The following is a 25,240-nucleotide window of genomic DNA, read 5'->3' as shown; positions in this document are numbered from 1 at the left end:
CAAATGCCCGGTTTTGGCATTTGACGAAAAAAAAATCATAGAAGTCCTTGAAAGCAAATGCCCGGTTTTGGCATTTGACGAAAAAAAAATCATAGAAGTCCTTGAAAGCAAATGCCCGGTTTTGGCATTTGACGAAAAAAAAATCAATGCCCGGTTTTGGCATTTGACGAAAAAAAAATCATAGAAGTCCTTGAAAGCAAATGCCCGGTTTTGGCATTTGACGAAAAAAAAATCAATGCCCGGTTTTGGCATTTGACGAAAAAAAAATCAATGCCCGGGTTTGGCATTTGACGAAAAAAAAGTCAATGCCCGGGTTTGGATTTGAGATTGCTCCCCAACTTAGCACCTTGCTTTTTTCTCTGATTAATCACTTAAGTTCCATTCCATTTATACAAATGGGTATTCGTGATAAAATAAGCTTATCTAAATTAGTGAGGTGTATTAATTTGAATAAACTCGTCTTAGTTGACGGTAATAGTATTGCTTACCGCGCTTTCTTTGCCCTTCCCCTTTTAAATAATGAGAAGGGTGTTTATACGAATGCTGTATATGGATTCACCACAATGCTTTTGAAAATACTGGAAGAAGAAAAACCGACCCACATGATGGTTGCTTTTGATGCGGGAAAGACCACATTCAGGCACACTACATACAAAAAATATAAGGGGACAAGACAGAAAACACCTCCTGAATTATCGGAGCAACTCCCATTTATGCGTGACCTTTTGAAAGCATTTAATATAGCCCATTATGAGCTAGAAAACTATGAAGCGGATGATATTATTGGGACATTGGCAAAAAGGGCTTCTAAGGACGACTGGGAAGTAAAAATTTTCAGTGGAGATAAAGATTTACTGCAATTAGTTACGGAAAACGTCCATGTTGCCCTCACGAGAAAAGGGATTACAAATGTGGATACGTACGACTTGGCAATGGTAAATGAAAAATACGGGATAACACCTGTTCAAATCATTGATATGAAAGGTTTAATGGGTGATGCATCTGATAATATTCCTGGAGTGCCAGGAGTTGGGGAAAAAACGGCACTAAAGCTATTAAAAGAATTTGAAACCGTAGAAGGGGTATATGAATCTTTAGATAAAGTTTCTGGGAAAAAGTTAAAAGAAAAACTTGAGGCCAACGAAGAAGATGCATATATGAGCAAAAAATTAGCTACCATTGAAACAAATTCTCCTGTGGAAATTACCTTTGAGGATTTAGTGAAAATGGAGCCAAACTATGAAGAAGTCGTAACATTGTTTAAAGACCTTGAATTTGCGTCCTTGTTAGATCGGATCGACGGTAAGGTTGAAGTGGAAAAGGAAGAAGTTAAGGATATACAAGTGACTGTTGTGGATGAGGTGACTGAAGGGTTATTAGTAAGTCCTTCTGCTGTTGTTGTAGAAGTATTGGAAGAAAATTACCACCTTGGTGAAATTATTGGTATCTCAATAGTAAATGAAACAGGAAATTATTATTTGCCTACTTCCATTGCATTAAAAAGTAATGTGTTTCAGGAGTGGGCAGCAAATACGAAAAAGGAAAAATGGCTATTTGATGCTAAACGTGCTGTTGTTGCATTAGGATGGGGAGGTATATCATTAAAAGGAGTTACATTTGATATGCAAATTGCCTCTTATCTTATTGATCCATCAGCCAGTTCCCATGAAATGGCTGATATTTCAAAGAGAAATCACGGGGTGGCAATCGAATCTGATGAGGTCTTTTATGGAAAAGGTAAAAAGCGCCACATACCTGAAGGATCAGCTTTAGCACAACATCTTGCAAGAAAAGCTGCTTCCATTAATGAGTTAAAGCCAAAGTTAGAAGAACAATTGAAACAGAATGATCAATACGAACTATTTGAAGAATTGGAAATGCCGTTATCTATCGTGTTAGGCAACATGGAGATGAATGGAGTATCCGTCGATAAAGAAGAATTGGAACAAATGGGAGAGAAGTTAGGGGAAAAATTGGTATCCATTGAGAAGGAAATTCATGAGTTAGCAGGAGTTTCTTTTAATATTAATTCCCCAAAACAATTAGGTGAAATATTATTTGAGAAGCTTAATTTACCCGCCATTAAGAAAACAAAAACAGGTTATTCCACTTCAGCCGATATTCTTGAGAAACTAAAGGACAAGCATGAAGTTGTGGAAAAAATCCTTCTGTACCGACAATTAGGTAAGCTAAACTCTACTTATATTGAAGGGTTGTTAAAAGTTATTCATAAAAAGTCAGGTAAAATACACACGATTTTTAACCAGTCTCTCACTCAGACTGGCCGATTAAGCTCTACGGAACCAAATCTACAAAATATCCCAATCCGACTAGAGGAAGGCCGGAAAATTCGCCATGCGTTTATTCCAGAACAAAAAGATGCTGTTATTTTAGCTGCTGATTACTCTCAAATTGAACTTCGTGTATTGGCACATATTTCAAAAGATGAAAACTTAATTAATGCTTTTGTCAATGATTTAGATATTCATACAAAAACAGCAATGGACGTTTTTCATGTGAAAGAAGAGCAAGTAACTAGCCAAATGAGACGGACAGCAAAGGCTGTTAACTTTGGAATTGTTTATGGTATTAGTGATTATGGGTTATCGCAAAATTTAGGAATTACCCGAAAAGAAGCCCAGGAGTTTATTAACCGGTATTTCCAAAGCTTCCCCGGGGTAAAAGATTATATGGAAACAATAGTGGAAGAGGCAAGGGAAAAGGGCTATGTCACCACAATGCTTAAACGAAGAAGGTATTTGCCGGAGATAACAAGCAGGAACTTTAATTTAAGAAGTTTTGCTGAGAGAACCGCAATGAACACGCCAATCCAGGGGAGTGCTGCTGATATTATTAAACAAGCAATGGTGAATATGGCTCTTGAAATGGAGAAACGAAACCTTAATTCCCGTTTACTCCTCCAAGTTCATGATGAACTTATATTTGATGTGAAAAAAGATGAATTAGAACAGATGAAAAAACTAGTTCCCGAAGTGATGGAAAAAGCAGTGGAACTTGTTGTACCAATAAAAGCAGATGTTGAATTCGGTGACACTTGGTACGATGCAAAATAAATTAGTACGTAAACGAAAAAGGTGGGGACTGAATGCCAGAACTACCAGAAGTGGAGACAGTAAAAAGAACGTTAAAGAAACTCATTTTAAATGAAAAAATTAAAGATATTCAAGTAACATGGCCGAAGATGATTAAATTTCCTGATGATGTGGATGAGTTCAAAAGTCTCCTTATCGGTCAATCATTTTACGATATACAGAGGCGCGGAAAATTCCTTCTATTTCTATTGGATGAACACACGTTAGTATCTCACCTACGTATGGAAGGAAGATATGGAATCTTTGCTCAAGAAGACAAACCAGACAAACATACGCACGTTCGTTTCTTATTTGAAAGTGGGAAAGAATTGCGGTATCGGGATGTTAGAAAGTTTGGGACAATGCACCTTTTCCATAAGGGACAAGAGGAATTAAACCTCCCTTTATCTCAACTAGGGATCGAACCATTTTCAGAGCAGTTTACGGTGGAAAAACTGAATGAACTACTTTCAAAAACAAATCGGAAAATAAAAACAGCTTTGTTGGATCAGACAAAAATAGTGGGGCTTGGCAATATATATGTGGATGAGGCATTGTTCCGAGCCAAACTCCACCCTGAGACACGAGCGAACCAATTAACGTTAGATGAGGTAACACGTCTTCATGAAAGTATAAAAAAAACCTTGATGGAAGCCGTGAATATGGGTGGGTCTTCCATTAAAACCTATGTCAATGGCCAAGGTGAAATGGGAATGTTCCAACAAACCTTGTTTGTTTATGGAAGACAGGGGAAAGCTTGTAAACATTGCGGAGAAGAGCTTGTTCGTTCTGTAGTTGGAGGAAGGGGAACACACACATGTCCAAAATGTCAGCATCCCCCCGTTACTTGAGAAAACCTTTATAAGGGACCTTTTAACCCTGTCCAATTAAAAAAATGGGCTATTCATAAGAAATTCACGTACATTGGAAAGGCTCCTTCCATATACTATCGTATCAATGTTTGGAAGGGGTTCTTACGATGGTAGAAATGTTTTCCCTACTTCTACTTGCGTTTGCAGTTAGTATGGATAGCTTTGGTGTTGGTTTAACGTACGGACTAAGAAAAATGAAACTTCCTTTCCTGTCATTGTTATTTATAGCGTGCTGTTCTGCTATTTCTATTCTTCTTGCAATGACTATTGGTGAACTATTATTAAACTATCTTTCCCCTGAATTGGCAGAATCAATTGGGGGCATTATCCTTATAGGAATTGGTCTGTGGGCAATATATCAAATTTACCGCCCTGCAAAAAATGACCGTAAAACAAAGAAAGAACGGGAAACAATTGTTAATCTAGAACTGAAAAAATTAGGGATAGTAATAAAAGTTTTAAGAAAACCAATGGTTGCAGATCTAGATAATTCTGGAACGATTACCGGAAGGGAAGCATTTTTATTAGGGTTTGCACTCTCCCTGGATGCCTTTGGTGCAGGAATTGGAGCTGCATTGATTGGATTCCCGGCATGGTTAATGGCTGTCAGTGTTGGCCTTATGTGTGCTATCTTTTTATCTTTTGGTATGAAGAGCGGATATCTTTTTTCAGATGTAAAGTGGGTCAAAAGCTTTTCGTTTATTCCTGGATTACTTTTAATTCTTATTGGGGTGTGGAACTTATAGTACCACACCCTTTAATAAGATTTTATGATTAAAAGCGAGGAGGATATTAAAATGATCATTGGACTGACTGGAGGTATTGCAACCGGGAAATCAACTGTGTCAAAAATGATAAAAGAACGGGGACTTCCCGTTGTAGATGCAGATGTCATTGCAAAAAAGGTTGTGCTACCGGGAGAAGTGGGTTATAGATGGATTGTGGACTATTTTGGTAAAGAGATATTGACGGATTCGATGACCATTGATCGCAAAAAATTAGGAACAATTATTTTTAATGACGCAGAAAAAAGAAAGCGGTTGAATGAGATTGTTCATCCAGAGGTAAGAAAAGAGATGAAACGTCAGACGGAAGAACTTTTGGCAAGGGGATTTGAAACTATCATCCAGGATATCCCTTTACTCATTGAAAGCAAACTGGAAGGGACGGTTGATAAGATACTTCTTGTATATGTTCCTGAAAAAGTTCAGTTGGAACGTTTAATGGAGCGGGATAACTCCACAAAAGAAGAGGCCCTTAGCCGGATCAGGTCACAGATACCCATCGACGAGAAAAAAAATTATGCATCTGCAATTCTACATAATGATGGAACAATTTCAGAAACGGAGAAACAATTAGATAAGCTTCTGTTGGAATGGGGAATTAAATGAGTTAAGGTTATTATAAACAGTAAATCGAATAAATAGGTACCTTCTGTGAAATAGTAAAAGGGAGTTTTATTGAATTCAGGAGGTTTATAATATGACACATGGCCAAGTACAAGATTACATAAATCGAGTTAAAACAACGATTGAAGAGGCACAAAAGGAACTCTTAGAAGTAAAAATAATCAGGGAGAATGATCCAACGGAATTTAGTTATGTGGTAAATCAACTTCAGGAGTTAGAAGGGGAATTCCGTTCTCATTTGGAAAATGCATCACCAGCAGAAAAGCAGGAATTATTAGAGGCAAAAAAGTATCTTCAACAAACACAAGAAATAATGGAGCGAGGAATACACTTTTAAAGTAGAGGCTGTCTTAATTGACAGTCTTTTTTTTGGAAAACAAATCACTTGATTACTGAATAAAAATGAACAGATTACTCCTCCTACTGCATACAATATGTTATACTATAACCCATAAAACGTTATAAAGTATAACACAGTTGTTAGGGAGGGGATCTTATTGACTAAAATAGCGATTAATGGCTTTGGAAGAATCGGAAGAATGGTTTTTCGAAAGGCGATTAGTGATCCTAACTTAGATATTGTGGCAATTAATGCCACATATCCCGCAGATACGTTAGCTCATTTGATTAAATATGATACAGTCCATGGCCCTTTTTTTGGTGATATTAGGACGAAAGAAAACTACCTCTTCGTAAATGGAAAGACCATTCAATTACTTCAATTCCGCGACCCTAAAGAATTACCTTGGGATAGAGTTGGGGTAGATATTGTCATTGAAGCAACAGGGAAATTTAAATCAAAAGAATTGGCATCCATGCACTTAGATGCAGGGGCAAAAAAGGTAATTATTACTGCCCCTGGATCAGAGGAGGATTTAACAGTCGTTTATGGAGTTAACGAACAGGAATATAATCCAAAGGAGCATCATATTTTATCGAATGCTTCTTGTACAACAAACTGCTTAGTGCCAGTAGTGAAAGTAATTCATGAGAACTTTGGAATTGAAACCGGTATGATGACTACGGTTCATTCCTACACTAATGACCAAAAAAATATTGATAATCCCCATAAGGATCTTCGGCGTGCAAGGGCATGCAGTCAATCTATCATCCCAACCTCAACAGGGGCAGCAAAAGCGATCTCTAAAGTTCTTCCTGAACTAGATGGGAGACTAAATGGTATGGCATTAAGAGTCCCAACCCCCAATGTTTCATTAGTGGATTTAGTTGTAGATGTGAATAAAAGCGTTACAGTAAAAGAAGTAAATCACACCCTTTTAAAAGCTGCAGAGGGAAAACTAAATGGGATTCTTTCCTATACAGAAGAGCCTTTAGTATCAACCGATTTTAATGGAAATGAACATTCTTCCATCATTGATGGATTATCAACGATGGTTTTGAACAATCGAAAGATAAAGATTTTAGCATGGTATGATAATGAGTGGGGCTATTCTTGTCGCGTGGTGAATTTAGTTCAATTCGTGGGAGAACATTTATATGGGGAAAAAAATGTCCATGTATCATAACAAAAAAAATGAACATTTACTTGAGTTGCTTATCACGAACTTGGGCTTCTGGAACCTATGGAAGCCCAGGGAAACTCCCATTAAACAAGTTACATCCTTTAAATAAACTTCATTGGTGGAAATTTTTAAATACATAAGAAACATCCTTACCACAAACGATAGAGATGTCCCTCTCCCAAATCTGAACAGGAAATAAAAAAATGTTTGCAAATGGGTTTTAAACAAAGTATACTATTTTCCGTGAACTTCGTTTAAAAAAGCAACTGTAGGGATATATATTACGTAAAGGGTTAGGACCTCTCTGGACTAACTTTCCCCCAGTGGTACGTGTTCCTCCATGCTTTAGAAGGCATGAAATTTAGTTGTAAAAGGGGGATTTTTAATGGAAACGATGGGACGTCATGTTATTGCTGAACTATGGGAATGTGACACTGAAAAATTGAATGATATGGACTACATTGAAAGACTTTTTGTTGACGCGGCACTAAAATCAGGTGCGGAGGTACGGGAGGTTGCATTTCACAAATTTGCACCTCAAGGTGTGAGTGGTGTAGTTATTATTAGTGAATCACACTTAACGATACACAGTTTCCCGGAACACGGTTATGCTAGTATTGATGTATATACGTGTGGAGATCTTGATCCAAATGTAGCTGCACAACATATCTCAAATGAACTTAATGCGAAATCAACAGAAGTTGTGGAACTCCCCCGTGGGATGGGCCCAATTAAGAAAAATGAAACGAAGTATGTCAGTGCATACTCAAGGTAAACACAGGAGGTGATATTTCACCTCCTTTTTTAATAGGTAAGAATTTATAAGTTTTGGCACCTTCGGGCAAGTTGTCTAGCTCCAGCGCCTACTTACTACGGGGCACTTCGGAAGTGACAACTGAACTCAAAGAGCGGACTTCTGTTGTCATTCCTCCACTGCCCTACGCTCGTGTTCATAGGCGCTTGCGCTTTTCTTATTTATTAGAGAACTTAAATGCTTCACTTCAACGTTTGAATGATAAAAATATTTCAGAAATTTTGTTTCTTTTGGTTTTTAGATTGAACATGCCTCCGTTTCTTGCTATTCTTAATAGTGGTAAGGTGGGATGAAGATGAGTATAAAATATACCATTCAAAAAATATTTGGTAAGCAAATGGAAACGAAGGAAGACCATGTGGATGAAAAGCTGAGAACCCATTATTATAAGTCCACAAAAGATAAGGTAATGAAAGAAATTGAAAGCATGCTAAATCAAAAACAAGGCTACACGGTAAAATCGATTTCGGAAGACCATGGCGAAATAATAGTAAATATAAACAAAGGAAAAAGGGCGTTTATGGTAATTACTGTTATTATGGTGAAACCATTCCGAACTGCTGTGGACATTTCCGTTTCAACGGAATCTCTCCTCTTCACTGATTTTGGATATAGCCGGAAAACAATTTATTATTTGTATGAAGAGATGAATAAACGTATGACATTTGTTGGGACGTCTTTAGGCGAAAAATTAATCCAGAATTAATGAACATTGGAGATGATCATCAATGCTATGTCCAAATTGCCAGCACAATGGTTCAAGAGTATTGGATTCCAGACCAAGTGATGAAGGTCGATCGATTCGAAGAAGACGAGAATGTGAAGATTGTAGTTATCGATTTACCACGTTTGAACGGGTAGAAAAAACCCCTCTAATTGTGATAAAAAAAGGTGGAAATCGAGAGGAATTTAGCAGAGAAAAGGTCTTAAGGGGAATTATCAGGGCGTGTGAAAAGCGTCCAGTTCCACTTGAGAAATTAGAAAACATCGTTGAAAATGTGGAGAGGGAAATTAGAAATCAGGGAGTCTCTGAAGTTCACAGTCATGATATTGGGGAACAGGTAATGGAGCATTTAGCTACATTGGATGATGTTGCGTATGTTCGATTCGCATCGGTCTATCGACAATTTAAGGACATTAATGTTTTCGTTGATGAGCTAAAAGACTTGTTAAACAAAGGCAACAAAAACTAATAGAAATTATTATTTGGAGCGAGAAGACGCTCCATTTTTCTCTATATAGAATAGTAATCAGTGATACTTCCTTGCGTCGAGTGAACCGTCCAGCGGCAAAGAAGACTCTTACATTTAGAATTTACTGGTAGCCTAAAATAAAGAAAGTAAAGGTGAGAGGCGTTGCATTGGAAAGAAATATTACCGTCAGATCATTTTATAGCATATACGGGAAGCCGGTTACATGAAACGGATCGTGATGTGTTAACTCTCCTTTATCAACCGTTAATTGGAGCAGTTGCCTGCAGCTTATATATGACACTATTTAGTGAGTTACTTCGAAACAGTGGTAGAAGAATAGAACGGACCCACAAATCTTTAATGGTTTATACAGGCAAACATTTAGATGAAATCTTTCAGGAAAGAAAAAAATTAGAAGCACTAGGTTTACTAAAGGTGTTTAGAGAAAAAAAAGAGGAGGAATTCGTCTATTTTTATGAATTAAACCCTCCCCTATCTCCAGAAAACTTTTTTCAAGATGATATGCTAAGTGTGTTTTTATATAACAGGTTAGGTAGCAAAGAGCAGTACATTCAATTAAAAAATTCTTTTAAAGTAGATCTTATTGATATGGAAGGAAAAGAAAATATTACACGTTCCTTCGATCAAGTTTTTACATCTGTTCATCCATCAGAGCTGAACAGTACAAACCCTGATATATTAGAGGTTCTTGCATCTGCTGGTCCATTAGAGGGAAGGGATGAAAAGGAAAGTAATTATCAGTTTAATGGTGAAATGTTTGATTTCCAAAAGTTATTGGCACTTCTGCCCCCATTTGTTTCAAAGCAGGAATTGCAAAAACAAGACAATGAACGAGTAATTAGACAAATGGCTTTTTTATATAAAATGAGTCCGGTGGAAATGGGGAAAGTAATTCAGGACGCGATTCTTCATACAGACGAACTTGATAAAACAGAGTTAAGAAAACAAGCCAAACGGCGTTATCGTATGAGTGAAGTGGATAAACCTCCAAGTCTTGGGTTTAGAGTTCAATCAGAAGAAAATAGGACACCTAAACAGGCTCCATTAACTGAGGAAGAAAAGCAAATTCATTATTTTGAAACAACTTCCCCAATTGAATTTATGGAAGAATGGGGTAATGGAGCAAAAGTTTATCCTGGAGACATTGATATTATTGAACAGTTGATGTTCGAATATAAACTTGAGCCAGGTGTAGTAAATGTACTCTTAGAATACATTTTTATTTTGTATGATAAAAAACTGACAAAAAATCTTGCTTTTAAGATAGCAAATCAATGGGCCCGTGCAAACTTAAAAACAGTGAAGCAAGCGATGGATTTTGCTAAACAACAATATGAAAATATGGAAACAGGAAAGCAAAAACAAAAACAAACGAAAGTGGAAGGGAAAACACTTCCAGGGAAACAAGTACGTCAAGAGCCGCTACCTAAGTGGATGACGGACGAAAAATGGAATAAAGAAGAGAGTAATCCAGAAGAAGTATTAGAAGCGAAAAAGAATATCGAAAAATACAGAGAGATGTTAAAGGGGAAAAAACGGGAGGGGTAATAGGTGAATTCCATTGGTAAAACGATTCGCAGTATGCCAGGTGGAAAATTTGAGGAACGATTTCAGGAAATCACAAAAGAAGTTCTAAAGAACCCAAGGGTTCAATCATTCCTTTCAAGTAAACCAGAAATTACTAGTGAACAATTAAATAGGGGGATTAACGAACTATTTCAATATCAGACACAGTGGAATAATTGTGATAAATGCCCTGGATTAGATGCGTGTCCAAACATCATGAAAGGTTATCAACCATTTCTGTCATTATATCGTAATGATCTCCACTTAGAATATCAAATGTGTCCTTTGTTGAGAAAAGACAATACTCGTAAGCGGCAAGCATCTTTAATTCAAAGTTTATACATTCCAAAGGAAATGACAACCGCAACATTTGATGATGTCCACGAAGACAACACTAGAGCAAAAGCTATTAGTAAAGCGATGGAATTTACTGTTCATGTTAATCCAGGTGAAAGTGGACAAGGTTTATTTGTATATGGACCGTTTGGAGTGGGGAAAACCTTTTTAATGGGTGCAATAGCAAACGAGTTGGCTGAAAGAAACATTCAAACCATGATTGTTTATGCACCAGATTTTTTTAGGGAATTGAAAAATGGTATACAAGATGGATCCTACCAGCAAAAACTAGAGGTAGTGAAGCGTTCCCCAGTGCTAATCCTAGATGATATTGGAGCGGAAACGATGTCAAATTGGATCAGGGATGATATACTAGGTGCGTTACTTCAGTATAGAATGATGGAAAAACTTCCTACACTTTATACATCAAACTTTGATTTAGATGAATTGGAGCATCACCTCTCCTATACGCAACGTGGAGGAGTAGAAAAAATGGATCAGTTGAAAGCAAAACGAATCATGGAACGGATCCGATATTTAAATGAAGTCATTGAAATGAAGGGTGTTAATAAACGGGCATAGGGGAAATTTCCTTATTAAAGTGGAATAAGATATTTCCAGAGAAATTAGTAGTTTTCTATGTTACGATATATTTAAATAGATTTACTAGATTTAAAGATTGGAGGAGTGACAATGAGTATTGATCATATACTTGACCGCGCACTTAAAGGGGAAAGAATCTCTGTGGAAGATGCAGTGCGTTTGTATGAAAGTGATGAAGTGGAAAAAATGGGTGCAGTTGCAAATGAAATAATGAAAAAATGGCATCCAGATCCAGTAACCACTTTTGTCATTGGACGTAATGTAAATTATACAAATTTTTGCGATACGTATTGTCGCTTTTGTGCGTTCTACCGGCCACCAGGACATGAAGAGGGTTATGTATTAGGCGATGAAGAGATTTTTAATAAAATACAGGAGACCATTGATATCGGTGGAACAGAGATATTAATGCAAGGGGGAACCAATCCAGATCTCCCATTTAGTTACTATACGAATTTATTAAAGGAAATTAAAAGTCGGTTTCCAAATATTACGATGCACTCTTTTTCCCCTGCTGAAATTTATAAAATGGTAGAGGTTTCTGGATTATCATTAGAAGAGGTTTGCAAACAACTTCACGAGGCGGGACTAGATTCCCTTCCAGGGGGAGGCGCTGAGATTCTTGATAATAGAACGAGAAAACGGATCAGCCGTTTAAAAGGTACTTGGGAAGAATGGATCGACTGTATGAAAACAGCTAAAAAGGCTGGAATGCATGGTACTGCAACGATGGTAATTGGATTTGGTGAAACATTTGAAGAGCGTGCTCTTCACTTGCAACGGGTGAGAGATGCACAAGATGAATCACAATGCTTTTTGGCATTTATCTCATGGTTATTCCAACCAGATAATACAAACATGAAGGCGGAAAAATTGACTCCGACTGATTATTTGAAAAATGTCGCCATCTCTAGAATTTTCCTTGATAATATTCCAAACTTCCAATCCTCTTGGGTAACAATGGGTCCAGAAGTGGGTAAAAAGTCTTTATCCTTTGGATGTAATGATTTTGGGAGCACAATGATTGAAGAAAATGTTGTGTCTGCTGCTGGTGCAACACATAAAGTAAACACCAATTTAATCCTTAAACTCATCCGCGAGGCAGGGAAGATTCCTGCACAGAGGGATACAAAATATAATACATTACGAACATTTCATGAACAGGAATCGGCAGAAAAAGATTTCATTATGCAAAATTAATTGAAATTAAATTAAAAAGAAGCACCTCAAGTCAATGAGGCACTGAAAAAGTGGAAAAGCACCACTTTTTCAGTGCCCTCTGTCATCTGAGTGTGCTTCTTTTTTTTTGACGTTCTAAAAGATGTGAATCATAAATGGACGACACCTCCATATATATGTAATAGATGTTTGCAAAGAGTTGAAGTTACTTGATGAGGGAAAGACGCCATGACTCTCAACTCGAATGCACGATTGGGAGGGGCTGCCGTTGTTAACAATTCAATTTAAGGATTTCAAGTTATGTGAAGCCTTCTATAACCAATTACTTCTTTCCATGAATACATATGGTGGTGTCAAAAAAGCTGTATATATAGAAGAAGTGGAGGATTACACCAACCTTTGTATCGATCTCATCACTATCGATGGGGAAGAGAATGCCAGGCGGCACTGTGTTGCATCTGTACTGACTAATGTAACCATTAAAAATATACTGCCTGTATGGATTGAAGAATGGTTACGAGAAAGTTTTCATTACAGCGATCCTTTTGAAATCGAAGCAATTCAGGGATATGCTAGGGACTTATTTTTTTATCCTAAAACTATGATTCCATTAAAGACAACCTTTGTATCTTGGCAAAATGAGATGTTTGAACTTTACTATCAATTAATAAGAAACACAATTCAATTTTCCTATGATTCCTTCTTAAAGTTCCGATTAAGGGAGCAAAAGGAACAATTGGTAGAAGTGGTCGAAAAGGCTATTGACGAGTATAAGATGGAACATGACTATCAAGAAATGCTAAACACTTGCAGGGATTATATAAAGTCGAATCCGGCCAGAATTCATACTATTCATTTATATTTGGATCAAGAGGTAAAAATGGTTGATCAACAAGGTGAAACCATATCTATTAATCAGATTAGAAGCTGGCTGTCAAAGGAATTAAATTTTGAGGCACCTCTACCTATTAATGAACGAGTTATTGGACCACTAGTGTGCATGGCACCTGAAAAACTAATTGTCTATCCATTGAATACTCAACAGGGACTATTACAAACATTATTGCTAATATTTGAAGAACGAATGGAAATTAAAGAAGGTGAAACGGAGATTGCCTATTCTAGTTATGTATAATTTTATAAAAAACTTATATTTGTGAAAAAATATGAATCTTATCGTTGTACCCACTTGATTTTCTTGGAATGGATGATTATAATACTATCCATAAGAAGTTGAGTAAATGGCAATGATGAGGACACGGGTGATTTCAAACGGCTTAAAAGAGAGGGAAGTCAAGGCTGAAAGCTTCCTAAGTGCGGGAAATAACTCACCACCTTTAAGCTTCAGTACGGAACGAGAAATCTACTATGTACTGACGGACTCACCGTTATCGAGTAATGAAGCCAAATGGTCAAATCGATTTGGAAAAATAGGGTGGAACCACGTGTAACCACACTCGTCCCTTGAGTTTAGGGATGAGTGTTTTTTTATGTGAAAAAACGAAGGTTTTCTTTTCGTCTCATACGATTTTTTTGATGGAGAGCTATCGTTTAAAAAATGGAAAAAGGAGTGTAGTATCATGGCGGAAGTAGCAGAAAGAATAGTAATGACGTTTCCCGATGGGGCAAAAAAGGAGTTTGCAAAGGGAACGACAACAGAAGAAATTGCAGCTTCCATTTCCCCCGGGTTAAAGAAAAATTCATTAGCTGGGAAAGTGAATGGACAGATGGTGGATCTCCGTACGCCAATTGAAGAGGATGGGGATCTTGAAATAATAACATACGACAGTCAAGAAGGGTTAGAGGTTCTTAGACATAGCACAGCACATTTGCTGGCGCAAGCAGTGAAAAGGCTATATGAGGATGTCAAATTAGGAGTTGGCCCAGTGATTGAAGGGGGATTTTATTATGATATTGATATGCCCCATTCCTTAACACCGGAAGATTTAGAAAAAATCGAAAAAGAAATGAAGCGGATTGTGGACGAAAATTTAGAGATTCGTCGAGTGGAAGTGAGCAGGGAAGAAGCGATTCAGCGTTATCAAGAGATTGAGGATGAATTAAAGCTAGAATTATTAGAAGATATTCCAGCTGGGGAAAAAATAAGTATTTATGAGCAAGGGGAATTTTTTGATTTGTGCAGGGGTATACACATCCCATCCACAAGTAAAATTAAGAAATTTAAGTTAATGACTGTGAATGGTGCCTATTGGCGTGGTGACAGTAAAAATAAAATGTTGCAACGAATATATGGAACAGCTTTTCCTAAGCAAGGTCAATTGGATGATCATTTAAAAATGCTAGAGGAAGCAAAGGAAAGGGACCATCGAAAACTTGGGAAAGAACTTGGGATATTTACAGTCAGTCAAAAGGTGGGGCAAGGCTTACCCCTTTGGCTTCCAAAAGGAGCAACAATCAGACGCACAATCGAACGGTATATTGTGGACTTAGAGGAGCGCCTAGGATATGACCATGTTTATACACCTGTACTTGGAAGTGTAGAGCTTTATAAAACTTCTGGTCACTGGGATCATTATCAAGAAGATATGTTTCCGGCAATGGGAATGGACAATGAAGATTTAGTATTAAGACCAATGAACTGTCCCCATCATATGATGATTTATAAACACCAACTTCACAGTTACCGAAACTTACCAGTGAGAATTGCAGAACTGGGGTTAATGCATCGTCATGAAATGTCAGGTGCACTTGCTGGCTTACAGCGTGTCCGTGCAATGACTTTAAACGATGCCCACATCTTCTGTCGCCCGGATCAGTTAAAGGATGAATTTATCAGGGTTGTGGAGCTAATTCAAGCAGTATACAAAGACTTTGGTATAGAAGATTATTATTTCCGTCTTTCATATAGGGATCCTGCAGATAAAGAAAAATATGTAGATAATGATGAAATGTGGGAGAAAGCCCAAGCTATGTTAAAAGAAGCGATGGAGGACATGGACGTGGATTTCAAGGAAGCAGAAGGGGAGGCAGCATTTTATGGGCCTAAACTGGATGTACAAGTGAAAACAGCATTAGGTAAGGACGAGACATTGTCTACTGTCCAATTAGATTTCCATCTCCCAAATCGTTTTGAACTCACATATGTGGGGGAAGACGGAAAAGAGCATCGACCTGTGGTCATTCACCGTGGTGTGGTTTCCACAATGGAGCGATTTGTTGCCTTCCTCATTGAAGAGTATAAGGGTGCATTTCCAACATGGTTAGCACCGGTGCAGGTTCAGGTCATCCCGGTCAGTGAGGTTCATATGGATTATGTCCGTAAAGTGGAAGATCAGTTAAAACGATCTGGTGTCCGTGTTCAAGTGGATGTTCGAGATGAAAAGCTAGGGTATAAAATCCGAGAAGCACAGATACAAAAAATTCCATATCTTCTTGTTATAGGAGATAAGGAAATTGAATCGAATGGTGTCAATGTGCGCCGCTATGGACAAAAAGAAACAGAAGAAGTGGGGCTAAACGAGTTTATTGATCGTGTAAAAAGTGAAATTACAAACCGCTCATAACTATCTTTGTTAAGACTAAAGGCTGACACTAAGGGAGAAATTACCCTAGTGTCAGCCTTTTTAAAAGTTTCTTTGTGGGAAATTTGTTGATTATAGTGAAAAAATGTTAAAAAGTTGTGTTGTGCATTGTATTAAAACAAAGTAAAATTATTGAGGTACAGAGAAAAGTTTTATAACCACTAGATTATAAACATGACAGAGATAGTAAGCAAATAGACACAAGGATGGGATATTATGTTTCAATCATTGGTCACGGTACACGGTTGGGTTGAGGAGTTTCAACAGCAACTAAATGATGAGTATGGAAAAATATCTAAGACAACTGAAAACATGCTGTCACAACTCAAAGAAGTACTGAAAGCCTTTGATCGGTCATGTATCCTTGCAGTGACGGATACTAATGGAGTTATTATAGAAGTAAATAATACTTTTTGTGATATATCAGGGTATAGTAGAAATGAATTGATTGGACAAACACACCGCATTGTTAATGCTGGCTATCACGATGCTTCCTTTTATCGTGATATGTGGGGAACAATTAAACAAGGAAGAATATGGACAGGGGAAATTAAAAATAAGAAAAAGGGTGGAGCGTACTATTGGGTAAAGACGATGATTTTTCCCATCTGTGACCAACGTGGCCAACCAGAAAAGTTTATTTCTATTCGAACTGATATAACAGAAGGTAAAGCATCGGAAGAGAAGCTTCGAAAAATGATTGAAAATGATTATTTCACTCTAATTAAAAACCTACATAACTTTGTGATTAGGACAAATTGGAAACAGGGTCGCGGACCGGAAGTAACCTTCTTAGAAGGGCGGTTAGCAGAGGCTATTGGATTAAATACTGAATTGGTAAAAGGGGAATTAGTAACTGATATAATTGGCGATGATAACCAACAACCACTCATACAGCAACAGTTTCAGAAAGCATTTGAAGGAAGAACAGTTACTTTAGAATATAAGCACGGCTTTCGATTTTTCCATGCATCATTATCTCCTGTAATAGGTGAGGATGGGAAAGTGAAAGAAGTCATTGCATCAATTAGTGATATAACGGAATTAAAACAATCGGAATTAACCGTACGTAATATTGCGTTTCATGATTCATTAACTGGATTGCCAAATCGTCGTTTATTAGAAGAAGATCTGGTTTACAGAATCTTAGATGCAAAAGTACAGCAAAAAAAAGCAGGACTTTTATTAGTGGATTTAGATGAGTTTAAAAACATAAATGATACATTGGGGCATTCGGCAGGGGATCGATTTATTATGATGGCTGCGGAGAGAATGCAAAATATTACTTTACATAACTATGTGGAGGATTATGAGCTTTATCATATCGGTGGCGATGAATTTGTGTGGTTTATTTACGGGTTTGAAGAGATTGATTTAATGCAAGTAGTTGATGTGGTCATCAATGTTTTTGAAGAACCATTTCATTATAATGGGGGAGAACTTTATCAAAGGGCCAGTATCGGTGTTTCGGTGTATCCAAATTCTGCAGAGCATGCAGAAGAACTAATGAAACATGCAGATATGGCATTATATGCCGCGAAACATGCAGGTGGACAAACGTACCGCTTTTTTAGTTCTGATATGAAAGGTGCTTTCCTTTCCAAAGTGCAAATGGAAACGGACCTTAGGGAAGCGGTAAAGGACAGAAATCAATTTGAGTTATATTATCAGCCTGTTATAAGGGTTGCTGACAATAGTGTTAGTTCCTGTGAGGCCTTAATTCGATGGAACCACCCCACAAAAGGGTTAGTTTCCCCTATTGACTTTATTAAAACAGCAGAGGATTCAGGTTTAATCATTCCTTTAGGGGATTGGGTCATTCAAAGAGCTTGTCAAGATTTAAAGAAGTGGGAGGAAGAACAAAAGGTTAAATTGGATATTACCATTAATATTTCCCCTTGCCAAATTCAGCAGCCTGGATTTGTAAGAAATATAAAAGAAACTGTAGATTCTTTTGAAATATCACCAGATCGGATACAATTAGAAATAACTGAAAATGGTTTAATGGAGAATACGTCAGATTCCATTAATACATTACAAAAATTAAAGGATTATGGATTTTCAATTGCCATCGATGATTTTGGTACAGGATATTCATCCTTGAGTTATCTCAAGCAATTTCCGGTTCATTGTTTAAAAATTGATAAATCTTTTGTAAGGGATTTGCCAGGAGATCGTGCGGATCGGGCAATCGTTTCCTCCACAATTAAACTAGGAAAAGATCTTGGTTTATTTACAGTAGCTGAAGGGGTAGAAACTCAGGAAGCATACGAGTACCTTAGATCGATTTCCTGTCCATATGTGCAGGGATATTTATTCAGCAAACCTATACCTGAAAGTGAATTTATACAGCTGGTAAAAGAACGCAAGAGTAAAGCTGAGAATTAATTTAATCAATTTATTGACAACGAGAGGTTGTTTGTGGTAGAGTATTCAAAGTGAACAACATATGGAAACAAAGCAAGAAGAAGCGCCCGCTTCTCACCTGATTGACAAGAGGTTAACAGGTTACGATGAAGAAACCGTAGGTAGAAGTGTGGGCGAATTATGCACCCGCGCTTTTTTTATTTCATCTTATGAGTTTCATGGTGCTAATCGTTCCTGCGATTACTCATCGCAGTTCTGCTTTGATCCTCAATTTATTATGGAGGTGGCTCAATATTAGTAAGGATAATATGATCATTAACGACGCTATTCGTGCTCGTGAAGTGCGCTTGGTCGGTGCAAATGGTGACCAAATTGGAGTTAAATCAAAACAAGAAGCTCTTGAAATGGCACAGAATGCCAATTTAGATCTTGTAATGGTAGCACCAAATGCAAAACCACCAGTTTGTCGGATCATGGATTACGGAAAGTTCCGTTACGAGCAACAAAAGAAAGACAAAGAAGCTCGTAAAAAGCAAAAGATTATAAATGTGAAGGAAGTCCGTTTAAGTCCAAATATTGAAGAGCACGATTTTAACACAAAACTAAAAAATGCTCGTAAGTTTCTGACAAAGGGTGATAAAGTGAAAGCTGCGATTCGTTTTCGTGGTCGGGCAATCACTCACTCTGGTCTTGGGAAAGATGTACTAGAACGTCTAGCAAAGGATTGTGAAGACGTGGCAACCGTTGAACAAAAGCCTAAAATGGAAGGACGAAGCATGTTCTTAGTCCTTGCACCAAAAGCAGAAAAATAGGCCTTATTCTATTCAAGACAACAACAAAGTTTTACCAATACAGACAACGAATTCGCAGATAGGGAGGAAACCCAAGATGCCTAAAATGAAAACTCACCGTGGTGCTGCAAAGCGCTTTAAAAAGACAGGAAGCGGCAAATTGAAGCGTTCCCATGCTTATACAAGTCATTTAGCTGCTAACAAATCTCAAAAGCAAAAGAGAAAGCTTCGCAAAGGTGCATTAGTTAGCAAAAGTGACCAAAAACGCATTGGTCAAATGATTTAATAATAAAAAGCAGTGGCAACTGTGCTTGCGAGTGTTAGGGCAGTGAAGAACTTACAAGAAGAAATCGCACTTGGACTTCAATTGACGGACGGAATTGCCCTGTAGCAAGTAAGTGTTGGAGCTAGACAGCTTTGAAGTGAAAACGAATTTTACATCTTTTATAGACTAACTCAGAATAGAGCGAGAAGGAGGGATTACGATGGCAAGAGTAAAAGGCGGTTATGTTGCACGTCGTCGTCGTAAAAAAGTATTAAAACTTGCAAAAGGTTATGTAGGGTCTAAGCATAGATTATTTAAATCAGCACAAGTACAGGTAATGAAATCATTACTTTATGCATACCGTGATCGCAGACAGAAAAAACGTGACTTCCGTAAACTTTGGATTACACGAATCAACGCTGCTGCACGGATGAATGGTCTTTCTTATAACCGTTTCATGCACGGATTAAAGCAATCTGGCATTGAAATGAACCGTAAAATGCTTGCTGATATTGCAATTCACGATGAAAAAGCATTTTCTGACTTAGCAGAAAAAGCAAAAGCAGGTCTTAAATAAAAAGTAAAACATAAAAAGCCACTCTCAATTGCAGGGTGGCTTTTCAAATTTTGTCACTGGCCTTCTTTTTACACAAATAGTAAACGTGAGAATAGTATAAGGAAGGATTTGAATTATCGATGGAAAACTTAATACGATTGTTTTTTATAACAATTAATATACTGGGATTTATACTAATGATTCTGGATAAAAACTATGCTAAAAAGGGAAGATGGAGAATTTCAGAACCTACTTTAATTGGAATTGCGTTTGTTGGTGGTGCTCTTGGTATGCTCCTTGCTTCCAAATTCTTTAGGCATAAGACAAAAAAGAATTTATTTCGTATAGGGTTACCATTATTATTCATCGCTCATGCCTTAATTTTCACGTTTGTTTTATACGGATATTCTTTCTAGTTAATCTCTCAGAAATGTATAGAAATTATATAATGACATAGACATGTTAGGAGAGAGGAGGAGAAACACCAATGGATATGTTCAACGGAGCAATTCCTCATGTGATTGAAGAAGCGGGTTGGTTTGCACCGATTATATTTATTATTGTTCATTTAATTCGGCCTTTTCTATTCCTTCCAGTAATAGTTGTATGTATTGCAGGGGGGTATTTATTTGGTTTTCTCCATGGAACATTATACTCCATCATTGGCTTATCTTTAATGAGTTTTATCTTCTATAAATTGATAGATATATTCCCGTCGTTCAGAACTAAAATAATGAAATTGAAAGAAAAATATTTAAAAGACCGTGTTTTAACCATTGGACAGGTAATGGTTCTTAGAATGATGCCTTTTGTTCACTTTCATCTCTTATCCCTTTATTTAATGGAGATGACCTCATCATTTAAAGAGTATATGCGATACTCCATTGCTGGTATTATTCTTCCGGCCCTCTTATATACTGCGTTTGGGCAGTCATTTACAGAACTGCCTATTTATGTGTCGCTCCTTTTAATATTACTACTAATCAGCTTATTTTCGTATCTAGGAAAAAGAGGTACAGTAACTTATAAGTGGCATCGGTTCTTCTCAACAAAGTCCCCATCTGAGTAAAAAGCAACAGCGATCGCTTAGTGCCGTTGCTTTTTTATGGGGAAGTTGGATGAACCTGAATTAACTCTTTTGAAGAGTAGCAATAATTGATTTCAAACTAATATTTTCTTCAGAAAAATACCCATTATCAAGAAAGGGGCAGCCCATTTCTTCAACCCGTTCTTTCACATATGGAATCGTATACAAAGCAGGATCTAAATTTTCGTTTATTTCCTCCCATAAAAGAGGTGCAGCGATGGTAGGCAGCTCCTTTCCCCTTGCGGAATAAGGACAAATAATTGTCTTCCCTTCCCAATGTTGTAAATAATCGATGTATAACTTTTCTCCCCGATTTTTCTTCATTCGTTCAATCGTAAAGTCCTTTGGAAATTTTTCCACTAAATATCTTGCAATAAACTCTGTAAACACCCTTGAGTCCAAATATGAAAATGAACGATCCATAACGGGAATATGGATTTGTAATCCTTTATTACCGGATAGTTTAGGGTAACTTTTTATTTCAAATTTGGTAAATAGTTTCTGCATTTCCAACGCTGCTTTTACAGCAAGGGGGAAATGGTCCTTGGAAGGAGGATCTAAATCAAAGACAATTTCCATTGGGTTTTTGGATTTAGTTGTTTCAAAGGGAACGTGAAATTCAAGAGCTAACTGGTTTCCTAACCAGAGTAATGTGGATAGATTATTACATAATATATAGTTGATGTTTTCTGTTACTTGAGACTGAATAAATGCCGGTGCATAATCTGGACAACTTTTTTGATAAAAGGACTCCCCATCCACACCATGTGGATAGCGAATAACGGTTAAAAGCCGATCATGTAGAAATGGTAGAATGACAGGAGCTATCTCATACAAATAACTGATATAGGCATCCTTATTAAGGGGAAGGGTATGCCATAAAGGTTTGCTTGGATTCGTAATATACACTTCATCTTCTAAGGAGGCATTATCTAATAGAAGATTTCCCCATGTACAGTTTTCCCAATGCTCCTTTAAGCGAAATTCTGAAAAAACTGGCTGAACAAGTTGGTCCCCATCTAATCCTTTGAAGTTGATTCTCATACATATACCAGGACTTACGTTTATGACTTTCCCTTTCTGTTTTTCATCGGATAGTTTTTTTAAGAGGCTTTGAATAAGCGCATGCTTTTCTTCAACTTTAAAACCTTCTGAAACGACACCAAATGTAACCGCAAGATTGTTTCTCAATATTCCAATTTCAAATTCTTCTGTATCGATCCTCAAACCAGTAATAAAAAATGTCCCTTTATAATTGGAATTTCTTTTCTTCATAAAAAGTTGCTGTTTTTGTTTTTTGGGTTTCATAGGATCTTCCTTAAGATATTGTAGTTGTTGATTTTAGGGAAGTTTGCATTCTTCAGGAGGGATATTTGTAAATGACTGAATACTTGGCTGTCTAATGGATCTCCCCTTTGGCCATTCGATATATTTAATCTTTACAGTTAATCGAGGTTGAACCCATTGGGTATTTGTCAATCTCTCCGGTTTATTAATAAATGGTTTTTCAGATATAACAAAGGGCTTAATTAGTTCTGTTAGATCAGACCAATCCTTTTGTTTCAACTTTCCTGTACCTGCATGTCCCACATAAAATAAATTCCCACCATCATCATATAAGCCTACTAAGATGGAATTAACAATATTATTCCTGTATGTGACCCCACCGATGACGGCAATGATATCCTGAAAATTTTTGATTTTCAGCCAGCTATCATCTTTACCATCAATTTTATACTTGGAAGATAAGTTTTTTACGATAATACCTTCCATATCTTGTTCTTGCGTGACTTTAAATAATGTGTTCCCATCCATTTCGGATTTAGCTAACTGAATATTCTGAGTTGGAGCAATGACATTGGAGAGGAGTTGGATTCGTTCGGATAAGGGTAGTTCAGTTACCCAATTCCCATTGAAAAAAATGATATCAAATACAATATAATAAACTGGGATATCATCCATTACGTATTCCACTTTTTCCAGTCGTCTCAGGGCATCCCGCTTCATTACTTCTAGGAATGAAGGACGGCCATTACTTCCTAAAGCAATAACTTCTCCGTCCAAAACAACGGAATTACCACGGAAATAAGAGGGAACATCTGCAATTTCGGGGAAATGGTTTGTCCGTTCGTTTTTTTTCCTATTAAATAGTCGGACGCTTTTCCCATCATAATATGTTAAAATCCTAACTCCATCCCATTTAATTTGTGAAATCCATTGATCTCCAGTTGGAATAGTGTCTGAACTCACAGGTTCAAATGGTACAATCGGTTTTAGATCCATTACAATCCCCTTTTAAGCGTGCCTTTTAGCAGATTTCACGGAAGCTTTATCTTGCTTGTTTTTCAGGATTCTTGGCTGCTTTGGAAGTAACTTTTTTTGTTGTCTTAGTTTTTGTTGTTTTCTTTAAGGTAGTTTTTTTAGGTTGTGCTTTTTCTATACTCTTTTCAAGGGCTTCCATAAGGTCTATCACATTCGTTTGTTCTTGTTTGGTTACCCCTTTGTCCTCTTCCACTTTTTCTCGGATAAGCTCTAAAAGTTCCACTCGATAATCATCATTATATTTAGTTGGTTCGAATTCAGCAGTTAAATGATCTATCAACGTTTTGGCAGTATCTAATTCCTTTGCTTCGATATTGGATTCATCAGGAACATTTGGAACACTGTTATAATCCCTTACTTCATCTGGAAAGTGAAGAGTTTCCATAACAAGAGTATTTCCATAAACACGTACTGCCGCCAGATTCTCTTTGGAACGTATAGTAATTTTGGCTAATCCAATTTTCCCGGTTTCTTCAAGTGCTTTTCGAAGGAGAGAGTAGGCTTTAGAACCCCCTTCATTTGGACTTACAAAGTAAGATCTATCAAAATAAATGGGGTCAATTTCCCCTAAGTTTACAAAATCAATAATTTCAACTGCCTTTTCTTCCTGTTCTTTTTTTAACTTTTCCAGATCTTCATCATCTAAAACAACGTATTTTCCTTCTGTGTATTCATAAGCTTTTACAATATCTTCAGTTGAAACTTCTTGTCCACATTCAGAACAGGTTTTTTCATATTTTATAGGTGCATGACAGTCTTTATGGAGTGTACGGAGTTTAACATCTTTATTTTCTGTTGCTGCATGAAGTTTAATGGGAATACTCACGAGACCAAAAGAGATTGTGCCTTTCCATATGGTATGCATGATTTATCTCTCCTTCGCACATTTTCTTTTAGTATGTACTGAGAATGGTGAATTGATGAAACAAAAAACAAGCTAACAAATGTCAGCTTGTTTTTTAAAAGCTCTTTTTGTCAACTTTGTTGTTTTTAAGAAAAGCTTGGAGAAGTGAAAGGCGGCGACTTCAGCGACGAGCAAATCCCCTTTGAATCAGCAACGAGTTGTCTCGACGGACAGGACGTCCTAATATCGGGCATGCCACAGGACGTGGCGTTTTGCCCGATGGACGGATAAGCTACAGAGCCATCCTTTTAGAGGAAGAGACAGGAATGCGAGGTGAAGACCCCACAGACACGGTTTTCGTCGAGAGGCTGAGGCCGTGCCCGGCGGCAAAGAAGACACTGCGAAGAATGAGCAGATGTCGCACTTGTACCTTGTGTGAAAGCGTCCGCCTGTAGTGTATCCAAGCAAAAATTTTGCTTTAAAAGCAACAATCAATGCGAAAAAAGCCTTTTTAAAAGATAAGAATGTAAAGTTTTGGCACCTTCAGGAATTGTCTAGCTCCAGCGCCTACTCGCATGGGAACTGAAAAAGTGGTGCTTTTCCACTTTTACAGTCCCTATGCAATGAGCGTAGCCGTCGCAATCTTAAAAAAGTATGATAGGAGTGGGTTTCTCCTATCATACGAGCGACGAGCGCAGCCATTGCCATACAAATAAAAGGAACTGAAAAAGTGGTTTTAAACTTTTTCAGTTCCTTCTTAATCGCTACGGGGCACTTCGGAAGTGACAACTGAAGTCAAAGAGCGGACTTCAGGTTGTCATTCCTCCACTGCCCTACGCTCGTGTTCATAGGCGCTTG

Annotated in this window: 27 protein-coding genes and 1 other annotated feature; of the genes, 24 read left to right on the top strand and 3 right to left on the bottom strand. The window is 37.4% G+C overall.

What is annotated here, in order from left to right; genetic code table 11:
• The 23 genes from KS419_RS20815 to KS419_RS20705 form a co-directional block, all read left to right on the top strand.
• Positions 1-184, top strand: a 184-nt coding sequence (locus KS419_RS20815; protein ID WP_217068535.1) for a hypothetical protein, incomplete at its 5' end; no start/stop codon positions are given.
• 211 nt (positions 185-395) lie between these two features.
• Positions 396-3,074 carry a DNA polymerase I gene (gene polA, locus KS419_RS20810; RefSeq protein WP_246594313.1) on the top strand — a complete coding sequence of 893 codons (2,679 nt, stop codon included), beginning with the start codon at positions 396-398 and terminating at the stop codon, positions 3,072-3,074.
• A gap of 32 nt (positions 3,075-3,106) precedes the next feature.
• Entirely contained in the window at positions 3,107-3,943 is an 837-nt protein-coding gene (gene mutM, locus KS419_RS20805; protein WP_217068533.1) for a DNA-formamidopyrimidine glycosylase, read from the top strand.
• 128 nt (positions 3,944-4,071) lie between these two features.
• The gene (gene ytaF / locus KS419_RS20800; protein ID WP_217068532.1) at positions 4,072-4,710 is read left to right on the top strand and encodes a sporulation membrane protein YtaF; all 639 of its coding nucleotides are present in this window, start codon (positions 4,072-4,074) and stop codon (positions 4,708-4,710) included.
• Between the two features lie 51 nt (positions 4,711-4,761).
• Positions 4,762-5,355 carry a dephospho-CoA kinase gene (coaE, locus tag KS419_RS20795; RefSeq protein ID WP_246594311.1) on the top strand — a complete coding sequence of 198 codons (594 nt, stop codon included), beginning with the start codon at positions 4,762-4,764 and terminating at the stop codon, positions 5,353-5,355.
• A 91-nt stretch (positions 5,356-5,446) separates the two neighbouring features.
• On the top strand, positions 5,447-5,710 hold the full coding sequence (locus tag KS419_RS20790; protein WP_217068531.1) for a DUF2524 family protein: 264 nt from the start codon (positions 5,447-5,449) through the stop codon (positions 5,708-5,710).
• Positions 5,711-5,870: 160 nt separating this feature from the next.
• Complete coding sequence (locus tag KS419_RS20785; protein ID WP_281419865.1) at positions 5,871-6,899, top strand: glyceraldehyde-3-phosphate dehydrogenase; 1,029 nt, start codon at positions 5,871-5,873, stop codon at positions 6,897-6,899.
• 382 nt (positions 6,900-7,281) lie between these two features.
• The gene (speD, locus tag KS419_RS20780; protein ID WP_217068530.1) at positions 7,282-7,671 is read left to right on the top strand and encodes an adenosylmethionine decarboxylase; all 390 of its coding nucleotides are present in this window, start codon (positions 7,282-7,284) and stop codon (positions 7,669-7,671) included.
• Between the two features lie 334 nt (positions 7,672-8,005).
• On the top strand, positions 8,006-8,416 hold the full coding sequence (locus tag KS419_RS20775) for a DUF1499 domain-containing protein (protein WP_217068529.1): 411 nt from the start codon (positions 8,006-8,008) through the stop codon (positions 8,414-8,416).
• A 22-nt stretch (positions 8,417-8,438) separates the two neighbouring features.
• Positions 8,439-8,903: a transcriptional regulator NrdR gene (gene nrdR / locus KS419_RS20770; protein WP_217068527.1), complete on the top strand. Its 465-nt coding sequence runs from the start codon at positions 8,439-8,441 to the stop codon at positions 8,901-8,903.
• Positions 8,904-9,065: 162 nt separating this feature from the next.
• Positions 9,066-10,472 (top strand): replication initiation and membrane attachment family protein, encoded by a 1,407-nt coding sequence (locus KS419_RS20765; protein ID WP_217068526.1) that lies wholly within the window; start codon positions 9,066-9,068, stop codon positions 10,470-10,472.
• A 3-nt stretch (positions 10,473-10,475) separates the two neighbouring features.
• On the top strand, positions 10,476-11,408 hold the full coding sequence (gene dnaI, locus KS419_RS20760; RefSeq protein WP_217068525.1) for a primosomal protein DnaI: 933 nt from the start codon (positions 10,476-10,478) through the stop codon (positions 11,406-11,408).
• A gap of 111 nt (positions 11,409-11,519) precedes the next feature.
• Positions 11,520-12,629: a cyclic dehypoxanthinyl futalosine synthase gene (gene mqnC / locus KS419_RS20755; RefSeq protein ID WP_217068524.1), complete on the top strand. Its 1,110-nt coding sequence runs from the start codon at positions 11,520-11,522 to the stop codon at positions 12,627-12,629.
• 247 nt (positions 12,630-12,876) lie between these two features.
• Positions 12,877-13,743: a putative sporulation protein YtxC gene (locus KS419_RS20750; protein ID WP_217068523.1), complete on the top strand. Its 867-nt coding sequence runs from the start codon at positions 12,877-12,879 to the stop codon at positions 13,741-13,743.
• Between the two features lie 106 nt (positions 13,744-13,849).
• Positions 13,850-14,059 (top strand): hypothetical protein, encoded by a 210-nt coding sequence (locus KS419_RS20745; protein WP_217068522.1) that lies wholly within the window; start codon positions 13,850-13,852, stop codon positions 14,057-14,059.
• A gap of 129 nt (positions 14,060-14,188) precedes the next feature.
• The gene (gene thrS / locus KS419_RS20740) at positions 14,189-16,132 is read left to right on the top strand and encodes a threonine--tRNA ligase (protein WP_217068521.1); all 1,944 of its coding nucleotides are present in this window, start codon (positions 14,189-14,191) and stop codon (positions 16,130-16,132) included.
• 234 nt (positions 16,133-16,366) lie between these two features.
• Entirely contained in the window at positions 16,367-18,538 is a 2,172-nt protein-coding gene (locus KS419_RS20735) for a sensor domain-containing protein (protein ID WP_217068520.1), read from the top strand.
• A 61-nt stretch (positions 18,539-18,599) separates the two neighbouring features.
• The gene (locus KS419_RS20730) at positions 18,600-18,815 is read left to right on the top strand and encodes a hypothetical protein (RefSeq protein ID WP_217068519.1); all 216 of its coding nucleotides are present in this window, start codon (positions 18,600-18,602) and stop codon (positions 18,813-18,815) included.
• Positions 18,607-18,721: a sequence feature (ribosomal protein L20 leader region), on the top strand. Its footprint overlaps the gene before it by 115 nt.
• 10 nt (positions 18,816-18,825) lie before the next feature.
• Positions 18,826-19,329, top strand: coding sequence for a translation initiation factor IF-3 (infC, locus tag KS419_RS20725; protein WP_217068518.1), 504 nt, complete (start codon positions 18,826-18,828; stop codon positions 19,327-19,329).
• 76 nt (positions 19,330-19,405) lie between these two features.
• Positions 19,406-19,594 carry a 50S ribosomal protein L35 gene (gene rpmI, locus KS419_RS20720; protein ID WP_090892288.1) on the top strand — a complete coding sequence of 63 codons (189 nt, stop codon included), beginning with the start codon at positions 19,406-19,408 and terminating at the stop codon, positions 19,592-19,594.
• A gap of 199 nt (positions 19,595-19,793) precedes the next feature.
• Entirely contained in the window at positions 19,794-20,150 is a 357-nt protein-coding gene (rplT, locus tag KS419_RS20715; RefSeq protein ID WP_217068517.1) for a 50S ribosomal protein L20, read from the top strand.
• 119 nt (positions 20,151-20,269) lie between these two features.
• Positions 20,270-20,545 carry a DUF1294 domain-containing protein gene (locus KS419_RS20710; RefSeq protein WP_217068516.1) on the top strand — a complete coding sequence of 92 codons (276 nt, stop codon included), beginning with the start codon at positions 20,270-20,272 and terminating at the stop codon, positions 20,543-20,545.
• Between the two features lie 71 nt (positions 20,546-20,616).
• Positions 20,617-21,198, top strand: a complete 582-nt coding sequence (locus KS419_RS20705; protein WP_217068515.1) for a TVP38/TMEM64 family protein — start codon at positions 20,617-20,619, stop codon at positions 21,196-21,198.
• Between the two features lie 60 nt (positions 21,199-21,258).
• Here the strand turns inward: KS419_RS20705 and ligD are convergent, their stop codons facing one another.
• Genes ligD through ku form a run of 3 tightly spaced genes read right to left on the bottom strand, consistent with a single transcriptional unit; the run spans position 21,259 to position 24,403 of the window.
• Complete coding sequence (gene ligD / locus KS419_RS20700) at positions 21,259-22,524, bottom strand: non-homologous end-joining DNA ligase (RefSeq protein WP_246594310.1); 1,266 nt, start codon at positions 22,522-22,524, stop codon at positions 21,259-21,261.
• Between the two features lie 33 nt (positions 22,525-22,557).
• Positions 22,558-23,499, bottom strand: coding sequence for an ATP-dependent DNA ligase (locus tag KS419_RS20695; protein WP_217068513.1), 942 nt, complete (start codon positions 23,497-23,499; stop codon positions 22,558-22,560).
• A gap of 46 nt (positions 23,500-23,545) precedes the next feature.
• Positions 23,546-24,403: a non-homologous end joining protein Ku gene (ku, locus tag KS419_RS20690; RefSeq protein ID WP_217068512.1), complete on the bottom strand. Its 858-nt coding sequence runs from the start codon at positions 24,401-24,403 to the stop codon at positions 23,546-23,548.
• 197 nt (positions 24,404-24,600) lie between these two features.
• On the opposite strand from ku, the gene KS419_RS20685 reads away from it, so the two are divergent.
• The gene (locus tag KS419_RS20685) at positions 24,601-24,837 is read left to right on the top strand and encodes a hypothetical protein (RefSeq protein ID WP_217068511.1); all 237 of its coding nucleotides are present in this window, start codon (positions 24,601-24,603) and stop codon (positions 24,835-24,837) included.
• The last annotated feature ends 403 nt before the right edge of the window (positions 24,838-25,240 follow it).

Origin of the sequence: Evansella tamaricis (assembly GCF_019042215.1) — a bacterium.
Taxonomy (GTDB): Bacteria; Bacillota; Bacilli; order Bacillales; family Salisediminibacteriaceae; genus Evansella; species Evansella tamaricis.
This window is presented reverse-complemented; position numbering and strand designations above follow the sequence as displayed.

Bases quoted from the DNA above. Each gene is read 5' to 3' on its own strand.
- KS419_RS20710 (WP_217068516.1), top strand. From the start codon at position 20,270: ATGGAAAACTTAATACGATTGTTTTTTATAACAATTAATATACTGGGA.
- polA (WP_246594313.1), top strand. From the start codon at position 396: ATGGGTATTCGTGATAAAATAAGCTTATCTAAATTAGTGAGGTGTATT.
- KS419_RS20705 (WP_217068515.1), top strand. From the start codon at position 20,617: ATGGATATGTTCAACGGAGCAATTCCTCATGTGATTGAAGAAGCGGGT.
- mqnC (WP_217068524.1), top strand. From the start codon at position 11,520: ATGAGTATTGATCATATACTTGACCGCGCACTTAAAGGGGAAAGAATC.
- ytaF (WP_217068532.1), top strand. From the start codon at position 4,072: ATGGTAGAAATGTTTTCCCTACTTCTACTTGCGTTTGCAGTTAGTATG.
- thrS (WP_217068521.1), top strand. From the start codon at position 14,189: ATGGCGGAAGTAGCAGAAAGAATAGTAATGACGTTTCCCGATGGGGCA.
- KS419_RS20730 (WP_217068519.1), top strand. From the start codon at position 18,600: ATGGAAACAAAGCAAGAAGAAGCGCCCGCTTCTCACCTGATTGACAAG.
- infC (WP_217068518.1), top strand. From the start codon at position 18,826: ATGATCATTAACGACGCTATTCGTGCTCGTGAAGTGCGCTTGGTCGGT.
- mutM (WP_217068533.1), top strand. From the start codon at position 3,107: ATGCCAGAACTACCAGAAGTGGAGACAGTAAAAAGAACGTTAAAGAAA.
- coaE (WP_246594311.1), top strand. From the start codon at position 4,762: ATGATCATTGGACTGACTGGAGGTATTGCAACCGGGAAATCAACTGTG.
- KS419_RS20745 (WP_217068522.1), top strand. From the start codon at position 13,850: ATGGCAATGATGAGGACACGGGTGATTTCAAACGGCTTAAAAGAGAGG.
- KS419_RS20775 (WP_217068529.1), top strand. From the start codon at position 8,006: ATGAGTATAAAATATACCATTCAAAAAATATTTGGTAAGCAAATGGAA.
- rpmI (WP_090892288.1), top strand. From the start codon at position 19,406: ATGCCTAAAATGAAAACTCACCGTGGTGCTGCAAAGCGCTTTAAAAAG.
- KS419_RS20695 (WP_217068513.1), bottom strand. From the start codon at position 23,499: ATGGATCTAAAACCGATTGTACCATTTGAACCTGTGAGTTCAGACACT.
- ku (WP_217068512.1), bottom strand. From the start codon at position 24,403: ATGCATACCATATGGAAAGGCACAATCTCTTTTGGTCTCGTGAGTATT.
- speD (WP_217068530.1), top strand. From the start codon at position 7,282: ATGGAAACGATGGGACGTCATGTTATTGCTGAACTATGGGAATGTGAC.
- nrdR (WP_217068527.1), top strand. From the start codon at position 8,439: ATGCTATGTCCAAATTGCCAGCACAATGGTTCAAGAGTATTGGATTCC.
- KS419_RS20735 (WP_217068520.1), top strand. From the start codon at position 16,367: ATGTTTCAATCATTGGTCACGGTACACGGTTGGGTTGAGGAGTTTCAA.
- ligD (WP_246594310.1), bottom strand. From the start codon at position 22,524: ATGAAACCCAAAAAACAAAAACAGCAACTTTTTATGAAGAAAAGAAAT.
- rplT (WP_217068517.1), top strand. From the start codon at position 19,794: ATGGCAAGAGTAAAAGGCGGTTATGTTGCACGTCGTCGTCGTAAAAAA.
- KS419_RS20790 (WP_217068531.1), top strand. From the start codon at position 5,447: ATGACACATGGCCAAGTACAAGATTACATAAATCGAGTTAAAACAACG.